General features: G+C 48.2%; 20 protein-coding genes. 12 read left to right on the forward strand and 8 right to left on the reverse strand.

Annotated features, from left to right (window positions below; all coding sequences use genetic code 11):
* The first annotated feature begins 73 nt into the window (after window positions 1-73).
* Complete coding sequence (locus WBJ53_RS07915) at window positions 74-1,420, forward strand: hypothetical protein (protein WP_338875531.1); 1,347 nt, start codon at window positions 74-76, stop codon at window positions 1,418-1,420.
* An 80-nt stretch (window positions 1,421-1,500) separates the two neighbouring features.
* On the opposite strand, the gene WBJ53_RS07920 is transcribed toward WBJ53_RS07915, so the two are convergent.
* Window positions 1,501-3,543, reverse strand: coding sequence for a DEAD/DEAH box helicase (locus tag WBJ53_RS07920; RefSeq protein ID WP_338875532.1), 2,043 nt, complete (start codon window positions 3,541-3,543; stop codon window positions 1,501-1,503).
* Between the two features lie 869 nt (window positions 3,544-4,412).
* On the opposite strand from WBJ53_RS07920, the gene WBJ53_RS07925 reads away from it, so the two are divergent.
* From WBJ53_RS07925 to WBJ53_RS07940, 4 genes are all read left to right on the forward strand, one after another.
* Entirely contained in the window at window positions 4,413-6,059 is a 1,647-nt protein-coding gene (locus WBJ53_RS07925) for a glycoside hydrolase family 28 protein (protein WP_338875533.1), read from the forward strand.
* Window positions 6,060-6,214: 155 nt separating this feature from the next.
* Window positions 6,215-6,745 carry a GDSL-type esterase/lipase family protein gene (locus tag WBJ53_RS07930; RefSeq protein ID WP_338877171.1) on the forward strand — a complete coding sequence of 177 codons (531 nt, stop codon included), beginning with the start codon at window positions 6,215-6,217 and terminating at the stop codon, window positions 6,743-6,745.
* A gap of 132 nt (window positions 6,746-6,877) precedes the next feature.
* On the forward strand, window positions 6,878-7,885 hold the full coding sequence (locus WBJ53_RS07935; protein WP_338875534.1) for a pectinesterase family protein: 1,008 nt from the start codon (window positions 6,878-6,880) through the stop codon (window positions 7,883-7,885).
* Window positions 7,886-8,024: 139 nt separating this feature from the next.
* Entirely contained in the window at window positions 8,025-8,978 is a 954-nt protein-coding gene (locus WBJ53_RS07940) for a hypothetical protein (protein ID WP_338875535.1), read from the forward strand.
* A 6-nt stretch (window positions 8,979-8,984) separates the two neighbouring features.
* On the opposite strand, the gene WBJ53_RS07945 is transcribed toward WBJ53_RS07940, so the two are convergent.
* The 4 genes from WBJ53_RS07945 to WBJ53_RS07960 all read right to left on the reverse strand — a co-directional run bounded on the left by WBJ53_RS07945 (window position 8,985) and on the right by WBJ53_RS07960 (window position 13,481).
* On the reverse strand, window positions 8,985-9,881 hold the full coding sequence (locus WBJ53_RS07945) for a helix-turn-helix domain-containing protein (RefSeq protein ID WP_338877172.1): 897 nt from the start codon (window positions 9,879-9,881) through the stop codon (window positions 8,985-8,987).
* Between the two features lie 106 nt (window positions 9,882-9,987).
* On the reverse strand, window positions 9,988-10,803 hold the full coding sequence (locus WBJ53_RS07950; RefSeq protein ID WP_338875536.1) for an SDR family oxidoreductase: 816 nt from the start codon (window positions 10,801-10,803) through the stop codon (window positions 9,988-9,990).
* Between the two features lie 174 nt (window positions 10,804-10,977).
* Complete coding sequence (locus WBJ53_RS07955; protein ID WP_338875537.1) at window positions 10,978-11,973, reverse strand: alpha/beta hydrolase; 996 nt, start codon at window positions 11,971-11,973, stop codon at window positions 10,978-10,980.
* 218 nt (window positions 11,974-12,191) lie between these two features.
* On the reverse strand, window positions 12,192-13,481 hold the full coding sequence (locus WBJ53_RS07960) for a nucleoside hydrolase-like domain-containing protein (protein WP_338875538.1): 1,290 nt from the start codon (window positions 13,479-13,481) through the stop codon (window positions 12,192-12,194).
* A gap of 237 nt (window positions 13,482-13,718) precedes the next feature.
* Here WBJ53_RS07960 and WBJ53_RS07965 point away from each other — a divergent pair, with 237 nt between their 5' ends.
* Window positions 13,719-13,949, forward strand: a complete 231-nt coding sequence (locus WBJ53_RS07965) for a DUF2905 domain-containing protein (RefSeq protein WP_338875539.1) — start codon at window positions 13,719-13,721, stop codon at window positions 13,947-13,949.
* On the opposite strand, the gene WBJ53_RS07970 is transcribed toward WBJ53_RS07965, so the two are convergent.
* From WBJ53_RS07970 to WBJ53_RS07980, 3 genes are all read right to left on the reverse strand, one after another.
* Window positions 13,918-15,483, reverse strand: coding sequence for a hypothetical protein (locus tag WBJ53_RS07970; RefSeq protein ID WP_338875540.1), 1,566 nt, complete (start codon window positions 15,481-15,483; stop codon window positions 13,918-13,920). The genes WBJ53_RS07965 and WBJ53_RS07970 overlap by 32 nt on opposite strands.
* 81 nt (window positions 15,484-15,564) lie before the next feature.
* Window positions 15,565-16,371, reverse strand: a complete 807-nt coding sequence (locus tag WBJ53_RS07975; protein WP_338875541.1) for a TIM barrel protein — start codon at window positions 16,369-16,371, stop codon at window positions 15,565-15,567.
* Between the two features lie 73 nt (window positions 16,372-16,444).
* Window positions 16,445-17,050 (reverse strand): hypothetical protein, encoded by a 606-nt coding sequence (locus WBJ53_RS07980; protein WP_338875542.1) that lies wholly within the window; start codon window positions 17,048-17,050, stop codon window positions 16,445-16,447.
* A gap of 211 nt (window positions 17,051-17,261) precedes the next feature.
* On the opposite strand from WBJ53_RS07980, the gene WBJ53_RS07985 reads away from it, so the two are divergent.
* The 6 genes from WBJ53_RS07985 (at window position 17,262) to WBJ53_RS08010 (ending at window position 26,624) form a co-directional block, all read left to right on the forward strand.
* Window positions 17,262-19,706: a gliding motility-associated C-terminal domain-containing protein gene (locus WBJ53_RS07985; RefSeq protein WP_338875543.1), complete on the forward strand. Its 2,445-nt coding sequence runs from the start codon at window positions 17,262-17,264 to the stop codon at window positions 19,704-19,706.
* 145 nt (window positions 19,707-19,851) lie between these two features.
* Window positions 19,852-20,931, forward strand: a complete 1,080-nt coding sequence (fbaA, locus tag WBJ53_RS07990; RefSeq protein WP_338875544.1) for a class II fructose-bisphosphate aldolase — start codon at window positions 19,852-19,854, stop codon at window positions 20,929-20,931.
* Window positions 20,932-21,015: 84 nt separating this feature from the next.
* A complete protein-coding gene (locus WBJ53_RS07995; RefSeq protein WP_338875545.1) occupies window positions 21,016-21,234 on the forward strand; it encodes a hypothetical protein in 219 nt (72 codons plus the stop codon).
* A 216-nt stretch (window positions 21,235-21,450) separates the two neighbouring features.
* Window positions 21,451-21,783 (forward strand): hypothetical protein, encoded by a 333-nt coding sequence (locus WBJ53_RS08000; RefSeq protein ID WP_338875546.1) that lies wholly within the window; start codon window positions 21,451-21,453, stop codon window positions 21,781-21,783.
* 418 nt (window positions 21,784-22,201) lie between these two features.
* Complete coding sequence (locus WBJ53_RS08005; protein WP_338875547.1) at window positions 22,202-25,531, forward strand: efflux RND transporter permease subunit; 3,330 nt, start codon at window positions 22,202-22,204, stop codon at window positions 25,529-25,531.
* Window positions 25,500-26,624, forward strand: coding sequence for an efflux RND transporter periplasmic adaptor subunit (locus WBJ53_RS08010; protein WP_338875548.1), 1,125 nt, complete (start codon window positions 25,500-25,502; stop codon window positions 26,622-26,624). The genes WBJ53_RS08005 and WBJ53_RS08010 overlap by 32 nt, the downstream gene beginning before the upstream one ends.
* Window positions 26,625-26,920: the final 296 nt, after the last annotated feature.

Consider the following 26,920-nt stretch of genomic DNA (forward strand, 5'->3'; position numbering starts at 1 on the left):
TTCTATGCGGATACAGATAGAAATTTGTTATCTTTCTGCCTGATTTTCTGGTATAATAACCATGAGCTTCCCCATGTCTATCCGCGTTAATCTGGGGTTATTTGGGCTATCGCTTCTGCTGGTGTCATGCCATCAGAACGATGGTGGGGGTTCCAACCCGGCTTCGCTATCGTCGTTCGAGTTAATCCAGAAAAAAATTCTGACACCGTCCTGTGCCCTATCGGGTTGTCATGCGTCTGAAAAAGATGCCACTTTTTCGCAGCATGGTCTGGTGCTGGCCGATGGGTTTGCTTATTACTACCTGGTTGGTATCGACCCGAAAAACAGTGCCGCAAAAGCCGACGGACTCAAACGGGTAAAGGCTTATTCGGCGCTGGAAAGTCTGTTGTATTACAAACTGAACAGTTCGGCCATACACCACACGGGGCAGCAATATGGTAATCCAATGCCTTTAGGCGGGCAACCTTTGACCAATGGGCAAATTGAGTTTATCCGTCGATGGATTGAGGCTGGAGCTTCCAAAAGCAGTAGTGTTGTCGACACGACGGTACTACTCGACAAAACCATTTCGACGCCTGTCTATGAGCCTTTGGCGGTGCCAGTAGCCGGAACAGGTTTTCAGATGGCTGTTCCGGCATTTGATGTCCAGCCTACTTTTGAACGGGAGGTTTTTTTGCGTCGGCAGGTAGGCAACACGCAGGATATTTACGTAAATCGTTACGAAACGAAAATGAGGAGCGGAAGCCATCATTTTGTGGCCTATAGTTTTCGGGATCAGAGCTTATTACCGCCTATGAACGATATTCGGGATTTGCGGAATCCAGACAATTCGCTCAACCTGACCACAATGCTTTCGATGGCGAACCATGTTTATCTGGCGGGTTCGCAAGCTCAGTATCAGGATTATACATTTCCCGAAGGCGTTGCTCTATTGATACCGGCAGGCACATCACTCGATTTGAATTCACATTTCGTCAATAAAACAACGGCAGTTATGCAGGGTGAAGCGCAGATTAACCTTTATATAATTGACAAATTGAAAGTAAAGCAGGTTGTGCAGACTTTGGATCTCGGGAATACGAACCTTACCATTGCTGCCAATAGCCGGGTTACACTCACCAAATCATTTATCTTCGATAAGCCGCGCGAAATTCTGACCCTAACATCGCACATGCATAAGCTGGGCGAAAAATTTGTGATTAAACTTAAAGGGGGGAGCCGGGATGGCGAAGTAATCTATACCTCAACCGATTGGGAGCATCCCGATATCATTACTTATAAAATACCAATCAGTTTACAGAAAGGGGAGGGACTGACGTCAGAAATAACCTACAACAATACGACCAGCAAGACGGTTCGATTTGGGCTAACCAGCGACGATGAGATGGGCATCATTTTTGGGTACTATTACGAAAAATAGGGTAAAGAGACGTTTTCTCAATGAACGAAAAAAGGCCGCATTGAGCGGCCTTTTTTCATACTAAACAGGATCAGAACAGACTACCGGGCTACTTCAATATTGATCCGGCGTCCTTTGATTGTATTGCCTTCCATAGCGTCCAGAACGCGGTTGGCCACATCTTTCGGTACATCTACGTAGGTGAACTTATCGAAAATATCGATGCTACCGATGCTGTTGCCCGGAATGTTGGCCTCGCCAGCAATGGCACCAACAATGTCGCCCGGACGAACGTAATCTTTACGGCCAATCGTCACCATCAGGCGAGTCATGTTCGCATCGCGCTCGCGGGGAGTTCGTTTATCGTCGCGATCGAAATAGCCATTACGGCCGGCTCCTTCGCCACGACCTCCCTCACGTGGACCAAAACTCCGGTCGTTGCGATCCCGATCGCCAAAACGGCCCCGGCGGTCATCATTACGATCGAATCGTGCGCTTCCGCGGTCGTTACGATCCCGATCGCCAAAGCGGTTGTCACCCCGACCGCGACGGTCATCAAAGCGGCCTTCGCTCCGGCGGTCATTACGATCGCCATAGCGATCCCGGCGATCATCGCGCTCCCGACGGCGGTCGTCTTCCAGACCCAGGTTCTGATCGGCAAATTCGTTTTTCTCCAGACCCATGCTCCGTTTTACCAGAGCGGCTACAATCTGTTCGGTAGAGAAACCGGCATGGTGTAGCTGAGTCAGCATATCAGCATATAGGTCGAGATCCTGACCTTCCTGAATCGTGTGTCGAATTTGTTCGATAAAGCGTGCTTTCCGAACGCCAACAATGTCTTCGAAGGATGGAATTACACCTTTTTCAACGCGAACTTTAGTATAAGACTGAATTTCGCGGAACCGGTATTTTTCATCGCGGCCAACCATAGAGAACGCCCGGCCCGATTTGCCCGCCCGCCCTGTCCGGCCAATACGGTGAACATAATATTCTTCATCGAGCGGAATGTCGAAGTTGATAACTGCATCAACATCATCGACATCGATACCGCGGGCGGCTACGTCCGTTGCTACCAGAATGCTGGTTGTACCGGCGCGGAACTTACTCATAACGTTGTTACGCTGTGCCTGACGCAGATCGCCATGCAACCCTTCGGCCTGATAACCCCGAATTTGCAGGTCTTCGACAATCTCATCGACCTTACGTTTGGTATTACAGAACACCAGAAGCAGCTTGAGGTCATACATATCGATCAAACGACACATAACCTCAACTTTTGCTTTGGGTTTTACTTCAAAATAGACTTGTTCGATGTTGGTGTTGGTCAATTCTTTCTTAACCACTTTCACCAGTACCGGATTTTTCTGGAACTTCTGCGTGATCTGCATGATCGGCTTCGACATCGTAGCCGAGAACAGAATCGTCTGCCGTTCTTGGGGCATATCGTCCAGAATGCTTTCAATATCTTCGCGGAAGCCCATGTCGAGCATTTCATCGGCTTCGTCAAGGATCATCATCTTGACATTGTCGAGCTTGAGCGTATTGCGCTCCATATGGTCCATAACCCGACCAGGCGTACCGATAACGATATGAACGCCATTGCGAAGCGAACGAATCTGACGATCGATAGAGTCGCCACCATAGATGGCTTCAATGCGAACGCCACGCTTGTATTTGGCTAGTTTACGGATTTCGTCGGCTACCTGCAGGGCCAGTTCGCGCGTTGGGCACAGAATCAATGTTTGTACGGAACGATCCTGTACATCAATTAATTCGAGGGCTGGAATACCAAAGGCCGCGGTCTTACCCGTGCCGGTTTGAGCCTGGCCAATCACATCGCGGCCATCCAGGATGGGAGGAATAGCTTCGGCCTGAATGGGCGATGGGCTAACAAATCCCATATCCGTTACGGCCTTCAGCAAGTCGTCGGAAATATTCAGGCTCGAAAAAAGAAGTTGGTTAGGATCGTTTTTTGGGGCCGTTTCTGTTGGCTCCTGCACAGAAATTACTTGATCGACGGCCTGCTCAACATCAGCAGAAGCAACGGGAGCTTCCATATCGTTCTCGTCGGTTTGCACCGCTTCTACTGGCATTTGATCCAGTACGTCGTCCTGGATATCTGTGTTGTTGTTTTTCGTTTTCATTAACTTGGAAAAATAGTATATAGACTCCAAGCGAAGACGAGTGTGTGCCGGTGAACGGCGCGATAATGCGAGAATTGCCCAAACGACCCAACAAGGACCAAATTCCCCTAACCTCAACAAAGGGGAAGACAATAAAATCGATTTTACGATTAGCCCACGCGCAAGTGCCCCACTCGGGGAGCGTCCACACAGAAAACCCATCCTGTACATCCGTACCCGGCTCTGTCAGACCTAACTCAGCGTATTAAAAGGAGAGAAACAGAGATACGACGGATGTCGCTTGTGAAATTTAGTGCAAAAATAAGGGAACATTTTATCAATAACAAATTAAGATACTATTAATTGTACTTATTCTAGAAACTGAGCCCCCGATGCCTGGCCATTACGTTCGAATTGAGGGTACTTCTAAAATTAGCCTGGCCAATAATGGCTTAGGCACTGCATCAGAGGGCCCTTGGTAACTACCACTGGATTGGTAATGAAATCAGTAGAACTGTTGGACTGTACCGATATAATTCAATTGCGATCGAAGGCCCGTATATCAATAGTACGATCAGGTGGTTTCTTGAATAAATATAATTTTAAGGTAGATGGCTCAGTAGGTGAAAAAACCTCTATTCGTGCAGGTGCAGCCAATAATAGAGTCGATAATTCTTTTTTTTAGAATTTGGCAACGTTCCCGGCAACGATTTCATAGAAAAAAGTAAACTTTTGCTTGGTATCGTTACGGAAACTATGGAAGTTAATGAAATCTTATGCACTGCCGAAAATAGGGGTAAAAACGCTTTTTCTAAGAAAAATTTAAAAACGCAAATCGGTACCGAAACCATCAAATTACCTGCCACCGGATGCGTCTGGTACAAAAAACTATGCTGAAGAAATATCGATTCCTGAGCCTGATCGGCACTACGCTAACTTCGTTGGCTACACAAGCTCAAACTGCGCCTGTGTATAGCTGGACAAACCTGCCGAAAATAGCCCAGCCGACTTTTCGGAAAGATACCGTATCGATTCTGACCCACGGCGCCAAACCCGACGGTGTTACATTGAACACAAAAGCAATCAACACGGCTATCCTGGTGTGTAGCCAAAAAGGGGGCGGAGTTGTGCTGGTGCCTGCCGGACTATGGATAACCGGGCCAATTGAGTTGAAAAGCAACGTCAATCTGCACCTGAAAAAGGCCGCTACGTTGCTGTTTACGACCGACAAAAGCCAGTATGCGCTGGTTGAGGGAACGTATGAGGGTAAAAAAGCAGCTCGCAATCAGTCGCCGATATCGGGTATCAGTCTGGAGAACGTAGCGATAACGGGGCAGGGCATTGTGGATGGTAATGGTGATGTCTGGCGGGCGGTCAATAAAAACCAGTTGACCGAACCGCAGTGGAAAGAGAAAGTGGAATCGGGTGGGGTTTTGAAAGAGGATGGCAAAACCTGGTATCCGAGTGAGCAGTTCAAGCGGGCCAGTACCGAAAACAAAAGCATGTTGTTGACGGCTGGCAAAACGCCACAGGATTTTGCCGATATGAAAGATTTTCTGCGGCCGAACCTGGTAGTGCTGACGAGTTGCAAAAAGGTTTTGCTAGATGGCGTTACCTTCCAGAATTCACCGGCCTGGTGCCTGCATCCGCTCATGTGCCAGGATTTGACAATTCGCAACGTAACGACGAAGAATCCTGAATATGCGCACAACGGTGACGGCATGGATATTGAATCCTGCAAAAACTTCCTGATCGAAGGGTGTACGCTCGATGTTGGCGACGATGCGATTTGTATCAAATCGGGCAAAGACGAAGAAGGACGTAAACGGGGGATGCCAACGGAAAACGGCATTATCCGAAACAACAACGTCTATAACGGTCATGGTGGTTTTGTGGTCGGCAGCGAAATGAGCGGAGGAGCGCGGAATATTTTCGTGTATAATTGTACGTTCATGGGCACCGATAAAGGTTTGCGGTTTAAGTCAGTACGGGGTCGGGGTGGGGTAGTCGAGCACATCTACGCGAAAGACATTTACATGAAAGACATTGCCGGAGAAGCCATCTTCTTCGATATGTATTATTTCGTGAAGTTCGCAACGGATGGGGAGCGGGATATGCGCCCGGTTGTCAATGAAGGCACGCCCATATTCCGGGATATGAAGTTTGAGAATATCGTTTGCAATGGCGCTGCCAAGGGCGTATTCATCCGTGGATTACCCGAAATGCCGATCAAGAATATTACCATGGAAAAGCTCGTGTTGCAGGCCGATAAAGGGGTGGAACTGATCGATGCCAGCAGGATACAACTCAAGGATGTTCGGCTAATCACCAAAGACACCAAGCCCGTTATTCTGGTCGACAACAGCAACAATCTAACCTTCGACGCCATCCAGTACGACCCGAAGGCCAGCCTGTTGTTTTCCATAAACGGTGAACGGAGTCAGGCCATTGAGGTAAAAAACACCGATTTGACAAAAGCCCAGACACAAGCTGAATTTGCCAAAGGTGCTCTGGAAAAGAACCTGACGTCGAAGTGAGGAAAGGCTATGAAAACCCTGATCCGATTTTGGGCTTTATGTAGCCTGCTGGCGCTTTTCGCTTTTGTCTCACCACCCGGTAAGATTACGGTCTATTCGATGAAACCGTCACGGTCGATAACCGGGCACAGAACGGACGTAGCACCCGAACATTCATCGAAGAAAATCGCTGGCAGTCCGTTGTGGATAATTTGAAAGAAGGCGACTATGTGTTCATTCAGTTTGGGCATAACGATGAAGTCCCGACCAAGAAAAGCTACACGACGGAAGCTGATTTTCAGGCCAATCTGATTCGATTCATTACTGAAACGCGGGCGAAGAAAGCCACGCCCGTACTCATTACACCCGTTGCCCGTCGGAAATTCGACGATGCCGGAAAAATTGAAGGTACCCATCCGGTCTATTCCGAATTGGTACGTAACGTAGCTGCTAATCAGAATACACTCTTGATTGATTTAGACACCCAAAGCCAGCAGCTTTTACAGCAGTTTGGCGTAGAAAATTCGAAACTTTTATTCCTGCAACTCGCACCGGGCGAACACCCTAATTATCCAGCAGGAAAAGAAGATAATACGCATTTCAGCGAATTGGGTGCCCGTCGAATGGCCGAAATTGTGCTGGCGAATATAAAGTCGTTAAAGCTTGATCTGGCCGACCGCATTGTAACGCCAGAAACGGCCAAATAGCACTTTTGACCGCTATCCGTACGGGCAGCGGTCAAAAGTTTATCAATGCCGAAGGCATAATATGGTTGTAACAACCGTTTCGATGTTCCTTCGAAGAGCATTGAGCCCGCCGAACATTCTATTTCCTGTCAAATGAAACAACTGCTTTTGTTCTTTTGCTTCGTAGCCGGTGCGCATGCCGCCTGGAGCCAGGCAACGCTATCGCCCACAACTTCTATAACCTTTACCGTTGCTCACGATGGAAGCGGCAACTACAAGACCATTCAGGAGGCTGTCAACAGTTTTCGCGATCATATGCAGGTGCGTGTGACGTTGTTCGTGAAAAATGGCATTTATGCCGAAAAACTCGTTATCCCATCCTGGAAACCCAATATTCATGTTCTTGGCGAGAGCAAGGAAGGAGTCATTATCACGGGCGATGACTATTCGGGGAAAGCGTATCCAGGCGGTAAAGACTGGATAGGCAACCGCAAATACAGTACGTATACCTCCTATTCTGTTTTCGTCGATGCGCCCGATATTATTCTGGAAAATCTGACCATACGGAACACCGCCGGGCGAGTAGGGCAGGCAGTAGCGCTGCATGTCGATGGCGATCGGTTTGTTTGCAAAAACTGCAATCTGCTTGGCAATCAGGATACTCTTTATGCTGCCGCTGAGGGGAGTCGGCAATATTATGAAAATTGTTATATCGAAGGCACGACCGATTTTATCTTTGGCAAATCGATTTCGGTGTTTCAGTCATGTACTATCAAAAGCCTTTCTGATTCGTTCATTACCGCTGCCGCTACCCCGTCTTATCAGAAGTATGGTTTTGTTTTCTTCGACTGCAAACTGATTGCCGATGCTGCGGCCAAAAAAGTGTATCTGGGTCGCCCCTGGCGGCCATATGCCAAAACGATTTTTATTCGGACCACAATGGGCGAACATATTCTGCCTCTAGGTTGGGACAACTGGGACAATGCTGACAATGAGAAGACGGTCCTTTACGCCGAATACAAGAGCACAGGGCCCGGTGGGAACCCCTCGAAGCGAGTTGGATGGGCAAAGCAGCTTTCAGACAAAGAGGCCAAACCGTATACACTAGCCAATATCTTCTCAGCACAGTCGGTATGGATGCCAAATACCAAGCCTGAATAAGCGTATAAACCTAAAAATAGCTTGAAACGACAGGGGGGAGATGAGCACAGAAAACGAGTTCGACTACCTTTGCTGGTTGAGTCTATAATACTTTCACGCTCTGCTTTGGCTTTAACCCATTAAACGACGCTTTCACTGTATGAGAACTTCCCGTGTTATTCATTTGCTCGTTGTCTCATGGTTGCTGTTCTGGCAGAACAGCAGTGCCCAGCCTTCTACAGGTACTTACCCGGCCAGGCAGATGTTGTTACGGGATGAAGGGCTTTCCAAATTGAATTATGTAGATCTCGCCCATCCCGAACGAAACTACTACGTATCAGTTCCGGCTGGTCGGGATCTGCAACTGATTGGGCAGGGCCGGGTGATGCTCGGTACAGGAAAAGGCTACGAAGAGCGGGACATTAAAACCGGAAATAAGGTCGCTGAATTAACTACATACGACGGAACCATTGCCGCCCGACGCTTACGTAATGGACATGTTATGCTCGTGGGCCTAAACTGGCAGAACAAAAAAGGTATTGTTCTGGTGGAACTAGATCAGCATCAGGCGGTGCAGCGAACCATTAATTATCCCGACTTCACGTATGTCCGGCTGATTCGGGAAACAGTAGACGGTAACTTCCTGCTTACGTCCAACGATCGGGTTTTCGAAGGAAAGTCGGATGGCTCTATCGTTTGGCAGGCTCAGCTTACGAAACAGGATAAAGCACAACATGCCTGGCAGGCGCAACGGCTGGGGAATGGGCAAACACTGGTGAGTGGGGGCTATTCGGCCAATTTTCAGCGATTCGACCGGAAAGGGGCTTTTGCCGATAGTGTCAGTGGGCCGCCAGTTGTCAATCCGCATTTTTTCGCCGGTTTTCAGATTCTGAAAAATGGCAACTGGGTCGTTGCGAACTGGCAGGGGCACGGTGCTGATCATGGAGCGAGCGGTACACAGATACTGGAGTATACACCTGCGGGCAAGCTGGTTTGGTCGTGGAAACAGGACCCGAAGCAACAATCGTCCATTCAGGGCGTGTTGGTCTTAGATGGACTGGACCTGAACCGCCCGCACGTAGAGGATGCCAAGGGACGGCTGGTGCCAAACTGACGAGCTTTAACTGGCCTGCCGGTAAGCAAGCGGAGTCTGGCCGGTTTTGATTTTGAATAGCTTGGTGAAATGCGACGGATGCGCAAAGCCTAGTTCATAAGCGATTTCGCTGATGGGTTTCTCGGTGCTCCACAAGAGTGATTTCGCCGTTTCGATCAGCTTAAGGTGAATATGTTCCTGGGTGGTTTTGCCTGTGTATCTGTGCAGTACGTCCGACAGGTAATTGGGCGATAGGTTGACCCGCGAGGCAAAGTACTTCACATCGGGTAAGCCTGCTTCGGTCAGGTCCTGAGAGAAATAATTGGTCAACAAGGCTTCAAAACGCTGTACGATGTCCTTATTCACCTTCGCACGCGTGATAAACTGCCGGTCGTAAAATCGGTCGCAATAGGTTAATAATGAGTCAAGTTGATTGATAATGAGCGGTTCAGTGTGCTTGTCGACAGGCCGGGAATATTCGCGATGAATAGTGTTTATGCAATCGGTTAGAATCATTTTTTCCTCATCAGAAAGATGTAGTCCTTCGTTCGATTCGTACTGGAAAAACGAATAGCTGTTGATGGTACGTCCAAGATGAGTTCGATTCAACAGATCCGGATGAAAACAAAGCCCCCAGCCTTCCACGGCCGGGCTATCCAGCGTGGGAGCAACTACCTGATTCGGTGCTGTAAACATCAGAGTGCCTTCTTCAAAATCGTAACGGGATTTTCCGTAGGGCAACGTACCTTTTAGGTGCTTGTAAAAGATGGTATAAAACCCGAGCCGGTACAACGTATCTGGCTCCAGCTTGTGTCGATGGACCTGCTGTAAATCAATCCGTGTAATCAGCGGGTGAGCAGGTCTGGCAATGCCATATAAATGGTGCAACGCGCTAATGGATTTAATATCGACATACTGACTCATCACGGTCAAAGTTGTTATGAAGCTTACACCGCAAAGATCGCAACGTATGACTTCCGGGACCTGTACGTAGCAATTATGTATACTTTACGGTTTAGGCCTTCAATAGCTAATTGATAAAGTAATTACGCATCAACTGCATATAGGCTGCATCGCTGTTCCTGGTTTTGGTATCGATGTAGAACTGGGCGTCCTGACCTACTACGTAGCGTAGTTGTTGTTTGCCATCGGTAGCCGCTTCGTAGATGATTGCTGCAACCTGTTTGGGGCTCGCTTTAGGAAGATGTCCGGTTGTTTGGGCATATCGCCCGAAGAACGAAGCCAGCAGCGGGTTGTAGGCCGGAATGTCGTTTTTAATCATATCCAGTCCATTCCGGAAATTAGTGTCTACACCGCCCGGTTCAACGATTTTGACGCTGATACCAAAAGGGAAAACCTCGTGCGATAAAGCTTCGGAAAAGCCTTCCATGGCAAATTTTGAGCTGTTATACAAACTCCCGAATGGTAAAGCAACAACACCCCCAAACGAAGAAATATTGATAATGACACCACTGCTCTGAGCTCGCATATATGGCAAAACAGCCTGCGTAACATGCATCATTCCGAATACATTCACCGCGTATTGCTGCTGAATTTGTTCCTGCGTTGCCGACTCAAAAACGCCCATTACACCGTAGCCCGCGTTGTTGATCAGTACGTCGATCGGGCCGAACGTATCGATCCCCGCTTTAATCACCTGTTGGATGGATTCGGTATCCTGAACATCCAGCCGTTCGATCAGTACGTTTTCTAATTGAGTGAGCTGCGTTTCTTTTTCGGGCGAACGCATGGTCGCGATTACGTTCCAGCCGTTTTTCTGAAAAAGAAGAGCGGTTTGTTTGCCAAATCCTGAGGACGCTCCGGTAATAAAAACTGTTTTTGCCATCGTTTTATCCACTGATTATTTCATGGCAAAGGTCTCGCGAAAAACAGCGGTCGGCTTATACATTTCAGGGCATGACTTATACGTTTGAAAGATTTTCGAATTAAAAGCGATCAGATTAACTAAATTCCAGAATGCTCTAAGCTTTCGGAACGTTTTGGGAAGAAAAACTCAATCTTAAAACATCCACACCTTATGCAGAAAATCGGTTATGTACGTCAGCGTGGGCGTGAACCAGGGATTGAAGAACATAAATGTATGGGGTGCATTGGCGAACGTATGTACTTCCGAGTACGTGCCGAACGGCTTGAGTTTGGCAATCAGATCGTCGCGCCCAGCGTGCATCCGATCTACGGAACTGTTAATGAACAGAATGGGAGGGGTCAGCTTATCGATATGATTCAGTGCCGAAGCCTCCTGCCATAGCTCCGGTTTTTCCGCTTTTGAATAGCCAAACCAGTGCGTTCCGGCAGAGATTGATGTTGAATCATTTCCTTCAGCCGATTCGGGATGAATAAACGCCAGGACGCCGTCAATATCCACAATAGCCTGTACTTCACTCGAATACGTTGCATTTCCACCCGATCCTTCAAAGGCTGGATTCCTGTTCGTGCTTCCAACCAGTGCGGCTAATTGTCCTCCGGCCGAAAATCCAAGAATCGCAATTCGTTTCGGGTCAATACCATACGTACTGGCATTGGCCCGCATCCAGCGGATGGCTGCTTTCACGTCGTGAACGGCAGCCGGGTACAACGCTTCCGTTGACAGGCGGTACTCAACCGGAATGGCAACAAACCCTTTAGCCGCCAGTTGTCTGGCCAATGGATTATTATGCGAACGGTCGCCGGAACGCCAGCCCCCACCATGAACCATCAGAATTGCTGGCAACTGTTTTTCCGTATTTGCCGCTGGTGCATAAACATCCAGCACTAATTTTCGACTGGCAACCGGAGTGCTATACGGAATATTTCTAACTACGTGCACACCAGCGGGTATGGTTGAATCGGCCAGTGTTAGTTCAGGATGAAATTTCTTTTCCTGCTGATAGGATTTTCGTACTGTGAATGACGTGTCCCGGCCTCCTGTCGGTCCCAACTGCGCCCAGGCTGCGGTTGTTATTAGCCACATAGCTCCTATGATGTGTAGCACGCGGTATCTGAAGGGTTGTGTCATGCAAAGGGTCGGTTATCAGCGTTATAGAGGCAGCCTGGAGCCAGGGTTGATGATCGCCTAGGGCGCTAAGGCAATACGCAAAATTCGCCGGGTGGTTTTTGTTTGCCTATAGTTTAATCGGACTCGTTGGCTCGAATGAAATTTACTTCCGATGAACAAAGAAACCGCGAATGCCATACTATGTGCCAACTGAACAGACCGCCACCAATCAAATAGCCTTATTTCAACCATGCCCACCGCCTGGCCCAATCCAGTAGTACGGCACTGCGCCATTTTAACACGGTTTTGGCACCCTGCTGTCGGCCGTCAAAAAGCGAAGGGTCGGAGCGATCGGTGTACCAGTTAGGGCCCAGACGAAAATCATCCGCATCCGGTTGGCCCGGCCAGCTATTGTTGACAACAAATTTTCCGGTCTGTGGTGTAAAGCCAGGAATAGTGGAACTAATCGTATAGGTCAATGTTTCGGCCTGTTTCGGAACATATAGAATCGCGTAGTTGCCAGTGCCCAGGTAATAACCCGGCCATTTCTGCTCGCCAATTTGCGCCTGAACAGTCATGGTAAAACAGACCGAATCTGCCGGGATATTGACCTTCGGCCCGTTGAAGTGAAATTCCATGACCGAATAAACACCTACCGTATCGGCAAGAGTGGTATTGCGGTTGAAAATACTTCGTGGACTATGCTTGAATTTTTCAAAACGGCCACCCCAGCTTTCTTTAACCGGATCGTTCGGATCACCATCCATTACGTAAAGCAGAGAAGGGGTGTCGCCCATTTTGGGGTTGCCCTTGTAATAACTTTTGAAATCCTTGCCCAGATTACCGGCTTCGCAGATATAACGGTCGTAATAGTTACGCGTATTCAGACTATCGGGTGAACCATTGTTCGAAAAGAACCCGTTGTACGAGCCGTTCGCTTCGATAAACCACAGGTTCGGAAAGTTTTTGGCAATGTAAGCGTAGCTATTGGCGCTCCACTTTTTATTGGGGCCGCCGATCCAGTATACCTTAATCTTGCTTTGGATCGTAGGAGCATCGTGCAGGGCCTGAGCCAGATCGTCCAGACCACCCCAGACCAGCACCCAAAGTGGCTGTGTGCTTTGTTTGTTAGCGCATCTGATTATCCAGTCCGATCCTTCGGTGGCGGTAGTATAGCCTTTATACGGAGCCGCACCATGCCGTCCTTGTTTGCAGACCGCCCGCAATGCATCTGGAGCCGGATAATCCGTTCTGTGTCGACTCAATTTGGGCAGGTCTTTAGCATACAGATCGATCATATCCCGTATGTTCTGCTTTGTGCCATTGCCATAAGATGGTGAAGAAACCAGCCCCTCGGTATCGAACAGGTTGCTATACATCAGGAAATGGGTCATCGACTGATTGTCGTCCGGATCGGTGCCACCGATGTCGGTGCTGATCAGGATGCGGGGTTTAACCGGCACGGGTTTCTGAGCGAAAAGTGTTAAGGAGATAGAGGCTAGTAAATAAGCTAAAAGCACGTTGGTCATCGTCGATTTCTGCTGTGAGAATCTTCTTTAGGGCTGCCCGATAAATATACGCCTAAAGGGTCTGGTTAGGTTATTTGCTTCGGTAAGCTCAGGCCAGCCGGGCTTATTTTTGTATGAACTGTTAACGGCCAAACTGCTCTTGTGGCCCGCCTGATTGATGATCAATGACGAAAAAAAGCCTCGCGATCTGAGTACCTTTGTATGAGCTATAGTTTCTTCTACGCTAATTCGGTTTCTATGAATTCGACTTTGGGTAAATACATTATTCTGATCGGGCTGGCATTGGTGCTGATTGGAGCCGTTGTTTATTTTTTTGGCGAAAAACTCAATTGGCTAGGGCGTTTACCCGGCGATATTCGGATAGAAGGCAAAAATGGCAGTGGATTTTACTTTCCTGTCGTAACCTGCATTGTGGTCAGCATTGTGCTGAATCTGATTATCGTTCTGATCCGTCGTTTTTTCGGGTAGTCACCTCGGCTGGTTTTCCCGACGCATTCTCGGGTGTATAGGTTAGTTTGTTCAGATAGAAAACGTCCCGCTGGCTGGCGTAATTTCTGGTCGGAGCAATTTTCTGAAAACCATAGGCAATGAAATGGCGGCCGTACCAGGCCATCAGGTTCTCCTGCGACGAAAACGTTATTTTTTCGTCTTCAACATTGGTCTGTAGCTTAAATTTTTCGGTTTCTTTCAGCACTTTACTCCCCTGAATTACTTCGGTGTTGATTTCGCCGTCATTAGGATAGGCCAGCACCATGCGGTCGTCCTGAAACGAAACCTGAACCATTTCGGTAAGTTCGGGGCTGAGGAGCTCTTTAATCGGGAAGCAATTATCCCACAGAAGTTTGCCCTGCAAATCGAAACCGCAAACGAACGCGTGAGTATACCGATAACCATCGTAGCGGTTGCTACCCCGCAAATAGCCACCATAGGCCAGCGTGTTGCCCCGATATTGCGGATAATAAACTTCGGCAATCAGCGTCAGTCCATCGGGGGTAGGCTGAAGGTCGTGGACCAGTAGCCGATAGTGGAACTTAAAATCCTTACCTTCTTCCTTTTTTTTCAGGGCCCGAGCCAGCAGTTTCTGTTGCCGGTGAGGCTTTAGAAAATTAAAAAAGTTTTTTAGTTGCGAAAACTCGATGTACTGAAGGTTTTTGACGGCATCGTCCGACGCATCGATCTGATCGCTATGATGAATGCGGGTTATGTAAATGCCCTGCGAATAAGGTGTGCAATCGGTCGAGTAATTGCCGACCAGCAACGACTCTGTCTGGCTGACGGGTAATAGTTTTCCTGTAATTAGTGTGTATTTGGCTTTGTCGAAATCGACAGTTCGCAGGAGTTTGCTGTCGTATGAATAGGTCCTGATCGAAAACCGGCAATTTCGTTTGGTAGAGTGAACGAGCACGTTCACTTCCTGACGCCCTTCGTCAATTTCGAGGCTACTCAACTCCATATGATTGACATACATGCCGGGCAGCACTTTGGTCGATTGATCGAAAAATGAAAACGACATCACCACCGGCCGACTATGATGATAACCTCCAACATAGGCCTGGCTGCCCATTACCTTAAAATGCTGTATATCGAACTGGTCGAGTAATGTACCCTCAAAGGTTTCAATAACACCATCGTCGAGGTGAAGACGCAGAAACTGAAACTGGTCGGTGTCGTATTCCTGGAAGAGGTAATACACAAAGTGCTCATTGTTGTAGGTTTGCAGCGGCCGGTACTTTATATCCTGCGAAAATTCCCGTTTCCAGATCTGCTTCAGATCGGTATTATACCGTTGAAAACTAAAATGGTTGGGCGAGTTGCTATAATAACCGCCCGAACCAATAGTCATTAGTACTCCGCGTTCGGCCAGTGGCGTAACGTCGAAGGTTTCCGATTCGTTAGGGTTTGATGGAATTTCAATGCGTAGGGAATTGGTTAGCTGGGCCCGTAGTGGAAGCACCGCTATTCCCAGAAAAAGCAAGCAGCAGATATGTAGCGTGCGCACCATAGGACCAAATTTACAAAGTATGATCTACGATTAACGATCCAGAGCAAAAATCGTACTTTGTGCTTTATTATATGGGTCTTATCAGACCTGCCATCTTTTTTTCAGATAGTCTTTCATGAACACATTGATGTCCCATTGGCTGGCAATGGGCTGCTGCGTATAGGGGAGCGTAGGTAGATACCCGGCGGGGCCAAATTCGCAGGTAATGGTCAGCGTTGGCGAATTGGCTTTCTGTAATCTGTTACGGATAGAATCCCACCATTTGGCATGACTTTCGAGTGCATCGTTCCACTCGGGTGCCCGAGGGTCATTCACCTGCGGCCCTTCGGGATGACCCACCCGGCAATGAATATGGTCGCTGACGGCAATGGCCCGATTCACGTTCTCCATCTGATCGCTCAGATAAGACTCCGCTACGTTTACCCAATGCGAATAATCGGCCGTTAGCCGAAGTTCCGGAAGTTGATGCAGGTAATATTGAATGGCGGGGGCGCTATACGAAAACCGTCCCCGGTGTGTTTCGTGCAGAATCCGAATGCCTGTTTGTTTCTGCACGTCGGTTGCTACCCGTATCAGTTCGGCATTCTGCTCGAAGGTAAAATAGTCGTGACCAGTGTGGGCATTGATGAACAACGGTTTGTATGACGCAATGTCGAGCAGATCGTCGTAGTACTTTTTTTTGTGCTCGCTGAAGTTACTGCCGCTGCCAAAGGCCATCAAAATAACCTCGAGGCCGTTGTCGTGCATAACCCGAACGGCTTCTTTACGTTGATCGGGGCTCGCAGCAATTTCCATACCATCGTAGCCAACCGCTTTGACACGCTTGGCGGCTTCGCCATAGGAAAGGCTTTCCATGCCCCACATTGGGCAGAAAAAGAGGGTTTTCAAGGTCTTAAGGGCTTAGTTTTATAGCCCAAAGTTGGCAGAAAAAACCATATAGGAAAACACAAACTGTAGTTTGTCAGGAAATCCATAACAGAACCGAACCAACAACGGTCCAGGTTGCCGATTTTCGCTCCAGAAAGAACAGATTGCCACTACCGCAAAGCCCACCGCAAACCGAAGCCCGATAGCAAATGGCTTTGGTTTGATCAGCAGAATAGACCACCGACGAGAATGTTAGGTAAGAGCTAAAGCCCGAAAAATCGTTGCGTAATCCCTCAATACCCGGATTGGTTGGTGTTCCGAAATAATGCATCCATTGCTCATCGGTCAGCACCTGGGTTCTAAAACAGGTTGATGGAACAGACCCCGTTAGCGGATTGGTGTTAAATGCGGTAGAGTCGATTGAGAGAATGAACTGCTGCCAGGCTGGGTCATTGCTGATCGAAGGCTGATTGATTTGCTGTATCAGAGAATTCCAGTCGCTTATGCCTGGTTTGGCCGTTTTAGGGTTGATAATCAGAAATGCCTGCTGACCGGATTGGGTAGTAGGGCAGTCTGAATCAATTATGGCCGAGTATACGGCATAATTTGGATCGGGGGCTACCGGCGAGCTGTTCTGCCGACAGCCAGTCCCAAGCAAGAGTAAGCCAGTGCATAAAATGCCTATCTGTATCGTGTTCATAGTACTTGCTGTTTTATGAATAAGACCTGATTAGGAAGCAAAGGGTTGGTTTTTTGTGGTTTTCTGGAGAATGTTTATTAAAAAAGAGATTAAAAATTCCAACGATTAGAGTAAGTCGGTTATCATATGTCTTTCGGTTAGTATAAAAATGGCAAACATCAACAGGTGCGTGCAAGAGTGCTATTTGTTTCGCTTTTAGCCTTATAGACCGATGAAGTTGACCTATTTACACCACCACTACCTTCTGTTGAATTGTTCGGATGTGTGTTTGCTAACAGGCTGTTTGCTGGCCGTGCTGGTTTTTGCTGGTTCGGCAAAGGCGCAGTCGTCTAAACGTAACAGCAATTGGTACTTTGGCGAAGGCGCTGGCCTTACGTTCAATGGCGGAGCTCCCCAGGCGCTAACGAATGGGAAGGTACATACCAGAGAAGGATGCGCTGCCCGATCGGGGCCCAATGGCCAGTTATTGTTTTATACCGACGGCCGTACGATCTGGAACCGTAATCATGACGTGATGGCGGGGGCTACCAATCTGGGAGGAAGCAGCCAGAGTTCGCAGTCGGCGCTGATTGTTCCCTATCAAAACAGCGATGCGCTGTTTTATGTTTTTTCGGTTGCTGGCCAGAACGAACCGGGAGGGATTCAGTATGCGCAGGTGGATATGAATCTGAATGGCGGACTCGGTGGCCTCACCTTTAAAAACCGGCAACTACTGGCTCCGGCGGCTGAAAAAATAACGACAATCCCACACTGTAATAACCTGAATCACTGGATTATTGCCCACGATGCTGCTACCAATGCATTTGTGGTCTATCTGCTGAACGACAATGGCCTGATTCTGCCAGCCAAAGTGTATACTGTAGGTAGTAATCATCAATCGGTTTATGGGTCAGGACATCCACATTTGCAGAAAAAAGGCTATATGAAACCGTCGCACGATGGGCGAAAACTAGCGGTGGCGGTTTCGGATAGTGTGGCAGGTGGTTTTCTTGAACTATTCGATTTCGACAACAAAACGGGCGCTGTGTCGAATCCGGTAAAACTGGAAACAGCCGAAACCGTTGGCGCTTATGGTATTGAGTTCTCGCCCGACAATTCCCTGATCTATCTGTCGACGCTATTCAGCAAAAAAATCTACCAGATTCGCGTTAGCGATTTAACCATTACAGCAACCATCACTGCGCAGAGCCTGTCGGGATCATCGCCCGGTATAGGTGCTTTACAAACCGGCATCGACAATAAGGTCTATGGGACTCAGCCGGGCGGGAGCTACCTGATGGCCATCAACCAGCCCGACCAGCCCGGAACAGGTTGCGGATTGGTGTCGCAGGCTGTTAATTTGGGAGGCATCAAAGCAATGGCCGGGTTGCCGTTCAATGTCGATACGTTGCCCTATTTACCGCCCAAAGTCAATATTGCGCTTACGAAACTCAGCGGCTGCAACAACTACGTATTGTCGTCTAAAACCGAAAATCTGGACCCTGCCTATCTCGTTTATCAATGGTATCGGAATGGGGTTGCCGTAACGGGAGCTACATCGTCTTCTTTAACGGTTTCTAAATCGGGTACGTATCTGATGAAGGTTCGGGAAACCAAATGTCTGGATATTCAGATTGCATCGGATGAAGAACTGCCCGTTGTGCTGGTCGAAGCTAATCCAACAGCCAGTGCAATACCCGATTCGTGTGGCGCTTTTCTGCTGAATGCACATGCCACCGGAGGAATACCCCTTTGGACTGGAATGGGCATTTCGTTATCGCAAAATCAACAGGATTCGCTTATTGTTTCGGGAGTGAATGGGAGGCAAACGTTTCAGGTTCGTGTTACTAACCCTGACAACGAAAACTGCTTTGTTGAAGCCGAGGTTTCGGTAACGTTTACCAGGCCAGACCCATTTCTATTTGCCAGTTCAACCCGCACAGCCTGTGGCGACACACTTACACTACGGGCAACGCCCACTGCCGACTGGGATTCGTTCCGCTGGCAACAACCCAATGGGAGTCGGGCAGTTGGCTCTGTTCTCATAGCTCGCCAAAGCGGCCCCTATTCCATTACCGCCATTAGCACAGCAACGGGGTGTAGAAGTGAAACCGCGATACGGGTTACCCTGAATCCGAATCCTGAGGTACTACTGGCCAACAAACAGATAGATACCTGCCTGGCATTGGGCGATTATCTGAAGATTGATCCGGGGACGGTTGTCGACGCTGATTATAGCTGGTTGAAAAATGGAAATATAATCAGCACAAATCAAGTACTGGAAGCTCAGGCATACGGTACTTATAGGGTGGTGGTTCGAACGGCGGCTGGTTGCCAGACCTCCGATTCGCTGCGTATTAACGCCAACTGCCCGCCCAGGCTGCCGGTTGCTTATGTGCCCGATGTGTTTACCCCCAATCAGGATGGAATCAATGAAACGCTGGTCATTTATAGTTCCAGTGCGAAACAGATGATATTAAGTATTTATAACCGCTGGGGCGAATTGCTCTATACGGGAACGGGCGATGAATCGGCCTCGGCGGGCTGGTCGACCTGGGATGGAACGTATAAAGGCCAGCGGGTTAATAGTGGTCTTTACGTATATAGGCTAGTGATGCAAAGCCGTGATTATCCGAATGAATTTGTTCAGAAGGGTGTTATTGAGGTAGCCCGTTAACGTCTATTGGCATACGTTGAAAGTGGGGGAGTAGTAGTAAATTTCCGTTAATATCCCCAATTTTACCCATTGAAATCAGATAGGTTGGCCGGTCATCTTTTCGGCAAACTATTTCTTGAACGAATCCAAAAAAAATACCCTAATCATGAGCGAAATAGCCACTCGTTTTGCCCCTGGCGTTGTAACCGGAGAAGGCGTTACCGAAATTTTCCGTCACGCCAACGAAAATGATTACGCCCTTCCTGCCGTCAATGTAGTCGGTACGGACTCCGTCAATGCCGTATTAGAGACGGCTAAAGCTGTTAACTCACCCGTAATCATCCAGTTCTCAAATGGTGGAGGTATTTTCTATGCCGGAAAAAGCCTTCCCAACGATAAGCAGCAAGCCGCCATTGCCGGTTCCATTTCGGGCGCATTGCACGTGCACAACATTGCTGAACTGTATGGCGTGCCGGTTATTCTGCATACCGACCACTGCGCAAAGAAACTGTTGCCCTGGATCGATGGCCTGCTCGACGCGGGCGAACGGCATTTCGATAAAACCGGTAAGCCGCTGTTCTCCTCGCACATGCTCGATCTGTCGGAAGAGCCAATCGAAGAAAATATCGAAATCTCAGCCAAATATCTGGAGCGTATGGCTAAAATCGGTATGACGCTCGAAATCGAACTGGGTGTGACTGGTGGCGAAGAAGACGGTGTCGACAATTCGGATGTCGATGATTCGAAATTGTATACGCAACCATCAGAAGTGGCGTATGCCTATGAAGAATTAGGCAAAATTTCGCCTAACTTCACCATTGCAGCTGCATTCGGTAACGTACATGGCGTATATAAGCCCGGTAATGTGAAACTGTCGCCAATTATTCTGAAGAATTCACAGGATTACATTCAGGAGAAATTTGGAACGGGGCCGCTGCCAGTTAACTTCGTTTTCCACGGCGGATCAGGATCGAGCCGCGAAGAAATCCGTGAAGCTATTCGCTACGGAGCGGTTAAAATGAATATCGATACCGACATGCAGTGGGCGATGTGGGAAGGCATTCTGAAATACTATCAATCGAAAGAAGGCTATCTGCAATCGCAACTGGGCAACCCCGAAGGGCCTGATTCGCCAAACAAAAAATACTACGACCCACGCGTGTGGCTGCGTAAAGGCGAAGAAAGCATGGTACAGCGCCTGAAAATTGCCTTCGAAGATCTGAACTGCATCAACCGTCTGGCATAAGGTTGCTGGCATAAATGGCTACTAGTGTGTAAATTGTCGATTCCGGCAGTATATACGCTAGTAGCCATTCTTATTTATGTCGCTATGACTGATCCTAAGCCTCGTCCGAATCATCAGGTGTATTTGCAAACGCTTCGGGCAATGACGCCCGAAGCCCGTTTGTTGAAAGCATTTGAGCTGTCGGAATTCAGCCGTCAGCTTTTTAAAGAAGGGTTGCGAAAACGGTTTCCTGATAAGTCGGAGGACGAACTCCATGTTATTTATTTGCAACGACTTGAGAAATGTCACAATCGGAATTACTGATTTTTGTTCTGGCTCAATTGAACAAAAATGGCATTCCTTAGATGGCTGCAGGTTCGATAGTGTCCAGTTTGCAGGGTGAGCCGCGCTCAACTCACGATATTAATATTATTATTGTGCTGGAACCTCAGATTGCTCCTTTGCTGGCTAGCTTATTTCCAAAAGATAGTTTTTATATCAATACAGAGAGTTATCATTGATGCCATTAAACGCCAAAGTATGTTTAATCTCATCGATATGTTCTCAGGTAATAAAGTCGATTTCTGGTTATTGACAACAGAGCACTATGACCAAACACGTTTCGCACGAAGGCAACAAGTGGAGGTACTAGGTATTGAGTCCTTTTATGTTACTTCGCCAGAAGATACAATTATTAGTAAACTGCGTTGGGCTAAACTTGCTGGAGGGAGCGAGAAACAACTTACTGATGCCATTCGCGTATTTGAAATGCAATTCGATCAATTAGATATGGGCTACATTAACGTATGGATTGACGAATTGACCCTAGAAGCGGAGTGGGCAATATTGATTAGCCGGGCAGAGCCATATTAAAGCTATCTCAACGCTGCTCATCCACGATACAATCGCCGACGAGCAGGGCGCAGAGCGAAGAGTTTATCGAGTGCCGGGGTGCTAAACCCCGACACTTTTTTTGTTTCATCAGTAGAAAACGTACAAAAGACACATTCATACGTTTAGGGTGCGTCTATTGCGTCCTGTTATGTAAGCATTTTTACTGGATACTTATACGTAAGTATATCATGCAGAGTAGATTATGTTGAAATCTGACGCAAAAATTTGATCATTGAAGCTGAACTGTTATAGGTGAATTATCGCCGACAAATTCGTAACTTTTAGGATCAATTACTGTCGGATGTGATGTATTCCGGAAAAAGTTGGGAAAAATCTACCTGAGCCTTCAAATACAGAAAATCTGGAAGTAAAACCATTTAACTAGCTCAATCGAGTAATGAATTTAATTCGAGCCGCGTTACGAAAACCCATCACAGTTCTCGTTTTAGTCGCCAGCTTGTTCTATTTCGGGATTAATGCCGTCCGCAATATCAAAATTGACATTTTCCCGAATCTGAATCTGCCGGTTATTTACATCTCTCAGCCATTTGGAGGCTATACACCTACCCAGATGGAAGCCTTTTTTGGTAAACAATACGTCAATCTGTTGCTGTATGTATCGGGTGTAAAAAGCATCGAGACTAAAAATATTCAGGGGTTAACGCTGATAAAATTAAGTTTCTACGAAGGTACCAACATGGCTCAGGCCGCAGCTGAAGTATCGGCCTATTCGAACCGGGCGCAGGCTATTTTTCCGCCTGGGTCGCAACCGCCATTTATTCTGCGCTTCGATGCGTCGACACTGCCGGTTGGGCAATTGGTATTGAGTAGTCCGAAACGATCAAATAATGAATTGCAGGATCTGGCCAACGTATATATACGATCGGGGTTCAGTTCTATTCCCGGACTGGTATCGCCGGCACCCTTTGGTGGAAACTCCCGAACGGTAGTAATCAAGGTCGATCCGGGGTTGATGCGTTCGCATAATCTGTCGCCCGATCAGGTAGTGGCAGCTTTGCGGATCAATAACCAGGCAACACCAGCCGGAAACGTGCGGATTGGCGACCTGAACTATTTTACGCCAGCCAATACAACCGTTAAGAATATTCAGGACTTCGGGAATATTCCGCTCTATACGGGTACGGTGCAGAACCTGTTTCTAAAAGATATTGCGTCTATTGAAGATGGGGCCGATATAACCCAAGGCTATGTGCTGGTCAATGGGAAACGATCGGTCTATATGCCTATCACCAAATCGGCCGACGCGTCGACCTGGGAGGTGGTGCAAAACCTGAAAGCCGCTTTGCCCCGTTTTCAGGCGTTGCTGCCAGAAGACGTGACAATGACGTATACCTTCGACCAGTCGGTATATGTGATCAACTCGGTTAAAAGCCTGATGACCGAAGGGGCTATTGGCGCTATCCTGACGGGCTTGATGGTTTTGCTGTTTCTGGGCGATTTGCGCGGTGCGCTGATCGTAATTCTGACCATTCCGACCTGTATTATTTCGGGGGTGCTGTTTTTGTCGTTGCTGGGGCAAACGATTAATATCATGACGTTGAGTGGGCTCTCGCTGGCTATCGGGATTCTGGTCGATGAGTCGACGGTAACCATCGAAAATATTCACCAGCATATGGACATGGGCAAACCCAAAGCGCTGGCCATATGGGACGCCTGTAAGGAAATTGCCTTTTCGAAACTGCTGATTCTGTTCTGTATTCTGGCCGTATTTGCTCCGGCGTTTACGATGAAAGGCATTCCGGGGGCCTTGTTTCTGCCACTGGCACTAGCCATTGCTTTTTCGATGGTCACCTCCTATCTGATGGCGCAAACGCTGGTGCCGGTATTGTCGAACTGGATGATGAAAGAGCATAGTCATCTGAAAAATGGCAAAGCACATAAGCCCGAAGGCGTCAATGCAAAGCTGCTGAAATCGAATGGAAAAGCTACCAGCAATGGACATAATGGCCATAGCGAAAAAGACGATTTGTTGCGGGCAAAAGAAATTCTGGCCACCAAAGCCGATCTCGACAACGATGGAAAGCTTGGTTTCTTCGAACGGGGCCGGGTTCGGTTCGTCCGGTTTATGGAGCGGACAATGGCTTACCGAAAACCAATTGTAATTGGCTATGTAATTGGGGCCATCGGGCTTTCGTATCTGCTGATTACGTCTATTGGGCAGGATGTATTACCCAAAGTAAATGCCGGTCAGTTTCAGGTTCGACTGCGGGCTCCCGATGGAACCCGACTCGAAAAAACGGAAACCATCATGCTGAAAACGCTCGATGTGCTGAATAATCTGGTCGGTAAGGAGAACATCGCCATTACGTCGGCTATGGTCGGTATGCACGGAGCGCAGTTCTCAACAAGCCCTATTTATCTGTTCATGGCCGGGCCGCAGGAAGGCGTTTTGCAGGTGGCTCTGAAAGAAGACTACGAAGTGGATCTCGACGAACTGAAAGATCGGTTCCGGGCCAGCATGAAAAAGGCACTGCCCGATGTGAAAATGTCGTTCGAACCAATCGAACTAACCGATAAGATTCTGAGTCAGGGATCGCCAACGCCGATTGAGGTGAAAGTAGCGGGTAAGAATAAACCACTGAATGAAGAATATGCCAATAAAGTTATTGCCAAACTGAAGCAGATTCCGTATCTGCGTGATGTGCAGATTGGACAGGCAACCAAATACCCAACCATCGACATTAATATCGATCGGGTTCGAGCGGCTCAGTTAGGAACCGACATTTCGGCGATTTCGCGCTCGCTTATCGCTTCCACATCGTCGTCGCGCTATACCGATAAAAGCGTCTGGATCGACCCGAAATCGAACCAGAGTTATAGCGTACAGGTGCAGATTCCGGAAAATCAGATGACCAGTATTAATGATGTTGGCGAAATTCCGGTACTACCGAACACCAACCGGCCAGTGCTGGGCGATGTGGCAACGATTGAAAAAGGAACTACTTATGGCGAAAACGATAATATTGGGGCTATTCCTGTACTCTCGGTAACGGCCAATCTGAACGATAAGGATTTGGGAACGGCCGCCCGCGATGTGCAGAAAGCCATCGATTCGCTGGGCGAACTACCGCGTGGTTTGACTGTGAAAATGCAGGGTCTGACACAAGTGCTGATCGAAACACTCGATAGTTTGCAGACCGGACTCTTTACGGCCATTATCGTTATTTTCCTGATGCTGGCAGCTAATTTCCAGTCTTTTAAGGTATCACTGGTTGTTTTGTGTACGGCTCCTGCCGTATTGGTAGGCTCGCTGGTATTACTGATGCTTACGAAGTCGACGCTCAACCTACAGTCATACATGGGTATGATTATGTCGGTTGGGGTGTCAATTTCAAACGCTGTGCTGCTCGTAACAAATGCTGAAGAATTACGGATGCGTCATGGAAATGCCCTGTTGGCAGCTAAAGAAGCCGCATCGGTTCGGCTGCGGCCTATTCTGATGACCAGTGTGGCCATGGTGGTTGGTATGATTCCGATGGCATCGGGCCTGGGTGAAGGCGGTTCGCAGGCGGCCCCGCTGGGCCGTGCCGTAATTGGCGGCCTGATTGCGTCTACCTTTGCCGCTCTGTTTATTCTGCCACTCGTATTTGCCTGGGTTCAGGAGAAAACCACAACCGATTCAGTATCGCTTGATCCTGAAGACAAAGAAAGTAAGTTCTATATTCCATCCTCGTATGAACCGGTTAATTCAGAAACCATATCCTAGTTTGCTTGCCCTGGTAGGAGGGCTGTTCCTGCTGAGTTCATTAACCAGTTGTAATTCTTCGGAAGGTAAGGAAGATGCAACGGAGGCTCCGACTGGGCCTGCTGCGGTCGATGTGTTTGCGCTGAAACGAGGAAAACTGTCGTCGTCGCTGCAATTGCCGGGCGAACTGGTTGCGTTTCGGGATGTCGATATTTACGCCAAGGTTAGCGGCTATATCAAAGCCTTACATGCCGATGTAGGCTCAGAGGTTCGTCAGGGACAGTTGCTGGCACTGGCCGAAGCGCCGGAACTGAGTGCGCAGGTAGCCTCGGCCGAATCGAAGCTGAAAGCGCAGGAAGCACTCTCCATTGCCAGCAAGGCGAATTACGAACGGATACTGGAAGCCAGCAAATTTTCGGGCGCGGTATCGAAAAACGATGTCGATCAGGCACTGGCCAAACGAAATGCCGATCTGGCTCAACTGGATGCCGCAAAATCGGCCTATCGTGAAGTGTCTGACCTGAAAAAATACCTCGAAATCCGGGCCCCTTTCGATGGTATCATCAGTGCCCGGAATGCCAGTACCGGCGCTTATATTGGACCAGCAGGAAAAGGTTCTGAATTTCCGTTGTTTGTGCTGACTGAGCAGAAAAAACTACGTCTGGTTATTGCCGTTCCGGAAGCTTATACGGGCTACGTCGATCAGAACGATGTGGTGAGCTTTTCGGTGAAAGCGTTTCCCGATAAGAAATTTACGGGTCAGGTGAAACGGCAGGCAGGCGCGTTGGACAAACGCCTACGCTCCGAACGGGTTGAGGTCGATGTGATCAACAACGATAAAAAACTACTGCCGGGCATGGTAGCCGAAGTAAACGTTCCGTTGCCTACCAAAGCCAATACGCTGATCGTACCCAAATCGGCCATCGTTAATTCGACGAAAGGCGTTTTTGTGATTAAAGTCAATAACGGCAAAGCCGAATGGGTACCGATCAAGAAAGGGCTGGAAGCCGATGAGCAGGTCGAAATATTTGGCTCCCTGGCCGAAGGCGATCAATTGATTACGGACGCTACCGAAGAGATTCGGGATGGTTTGCCGGTAAATGTGAAAAAATAACGCGGAACCACCGCGTTATTTTTCATTACAATCAAGTACTAATTTCTGAAAGGATATAATCACATCAGCCAGGTTATCAATCCGCATTATAAGTGATGTGTAAAAAAGCTCTCTGTCGTTACCAAACCGGTAGTCAAATTTTACAAAACTTAATCCACCTTGTCCAGCCTGTTCGAACCACTGATTAAACTTTCGATTCCTGGCATTGGCTCGGCCGTCGGCATTTTCGCAGATATATACGACCACTGTTTCTTTTTGGGAAAAGAAGTTATTGAAGATGCAGGCAATCGTGAGAG

The organism is Spirosoma sp. SC4-14 (assembly GCF_037201965.1).
Taxonomy (GTDB): domain Bacteria; phylum Bacteroidota; class Bacteroidia; order Cytophagales; family Spirosomataceae; genus Spirosoma.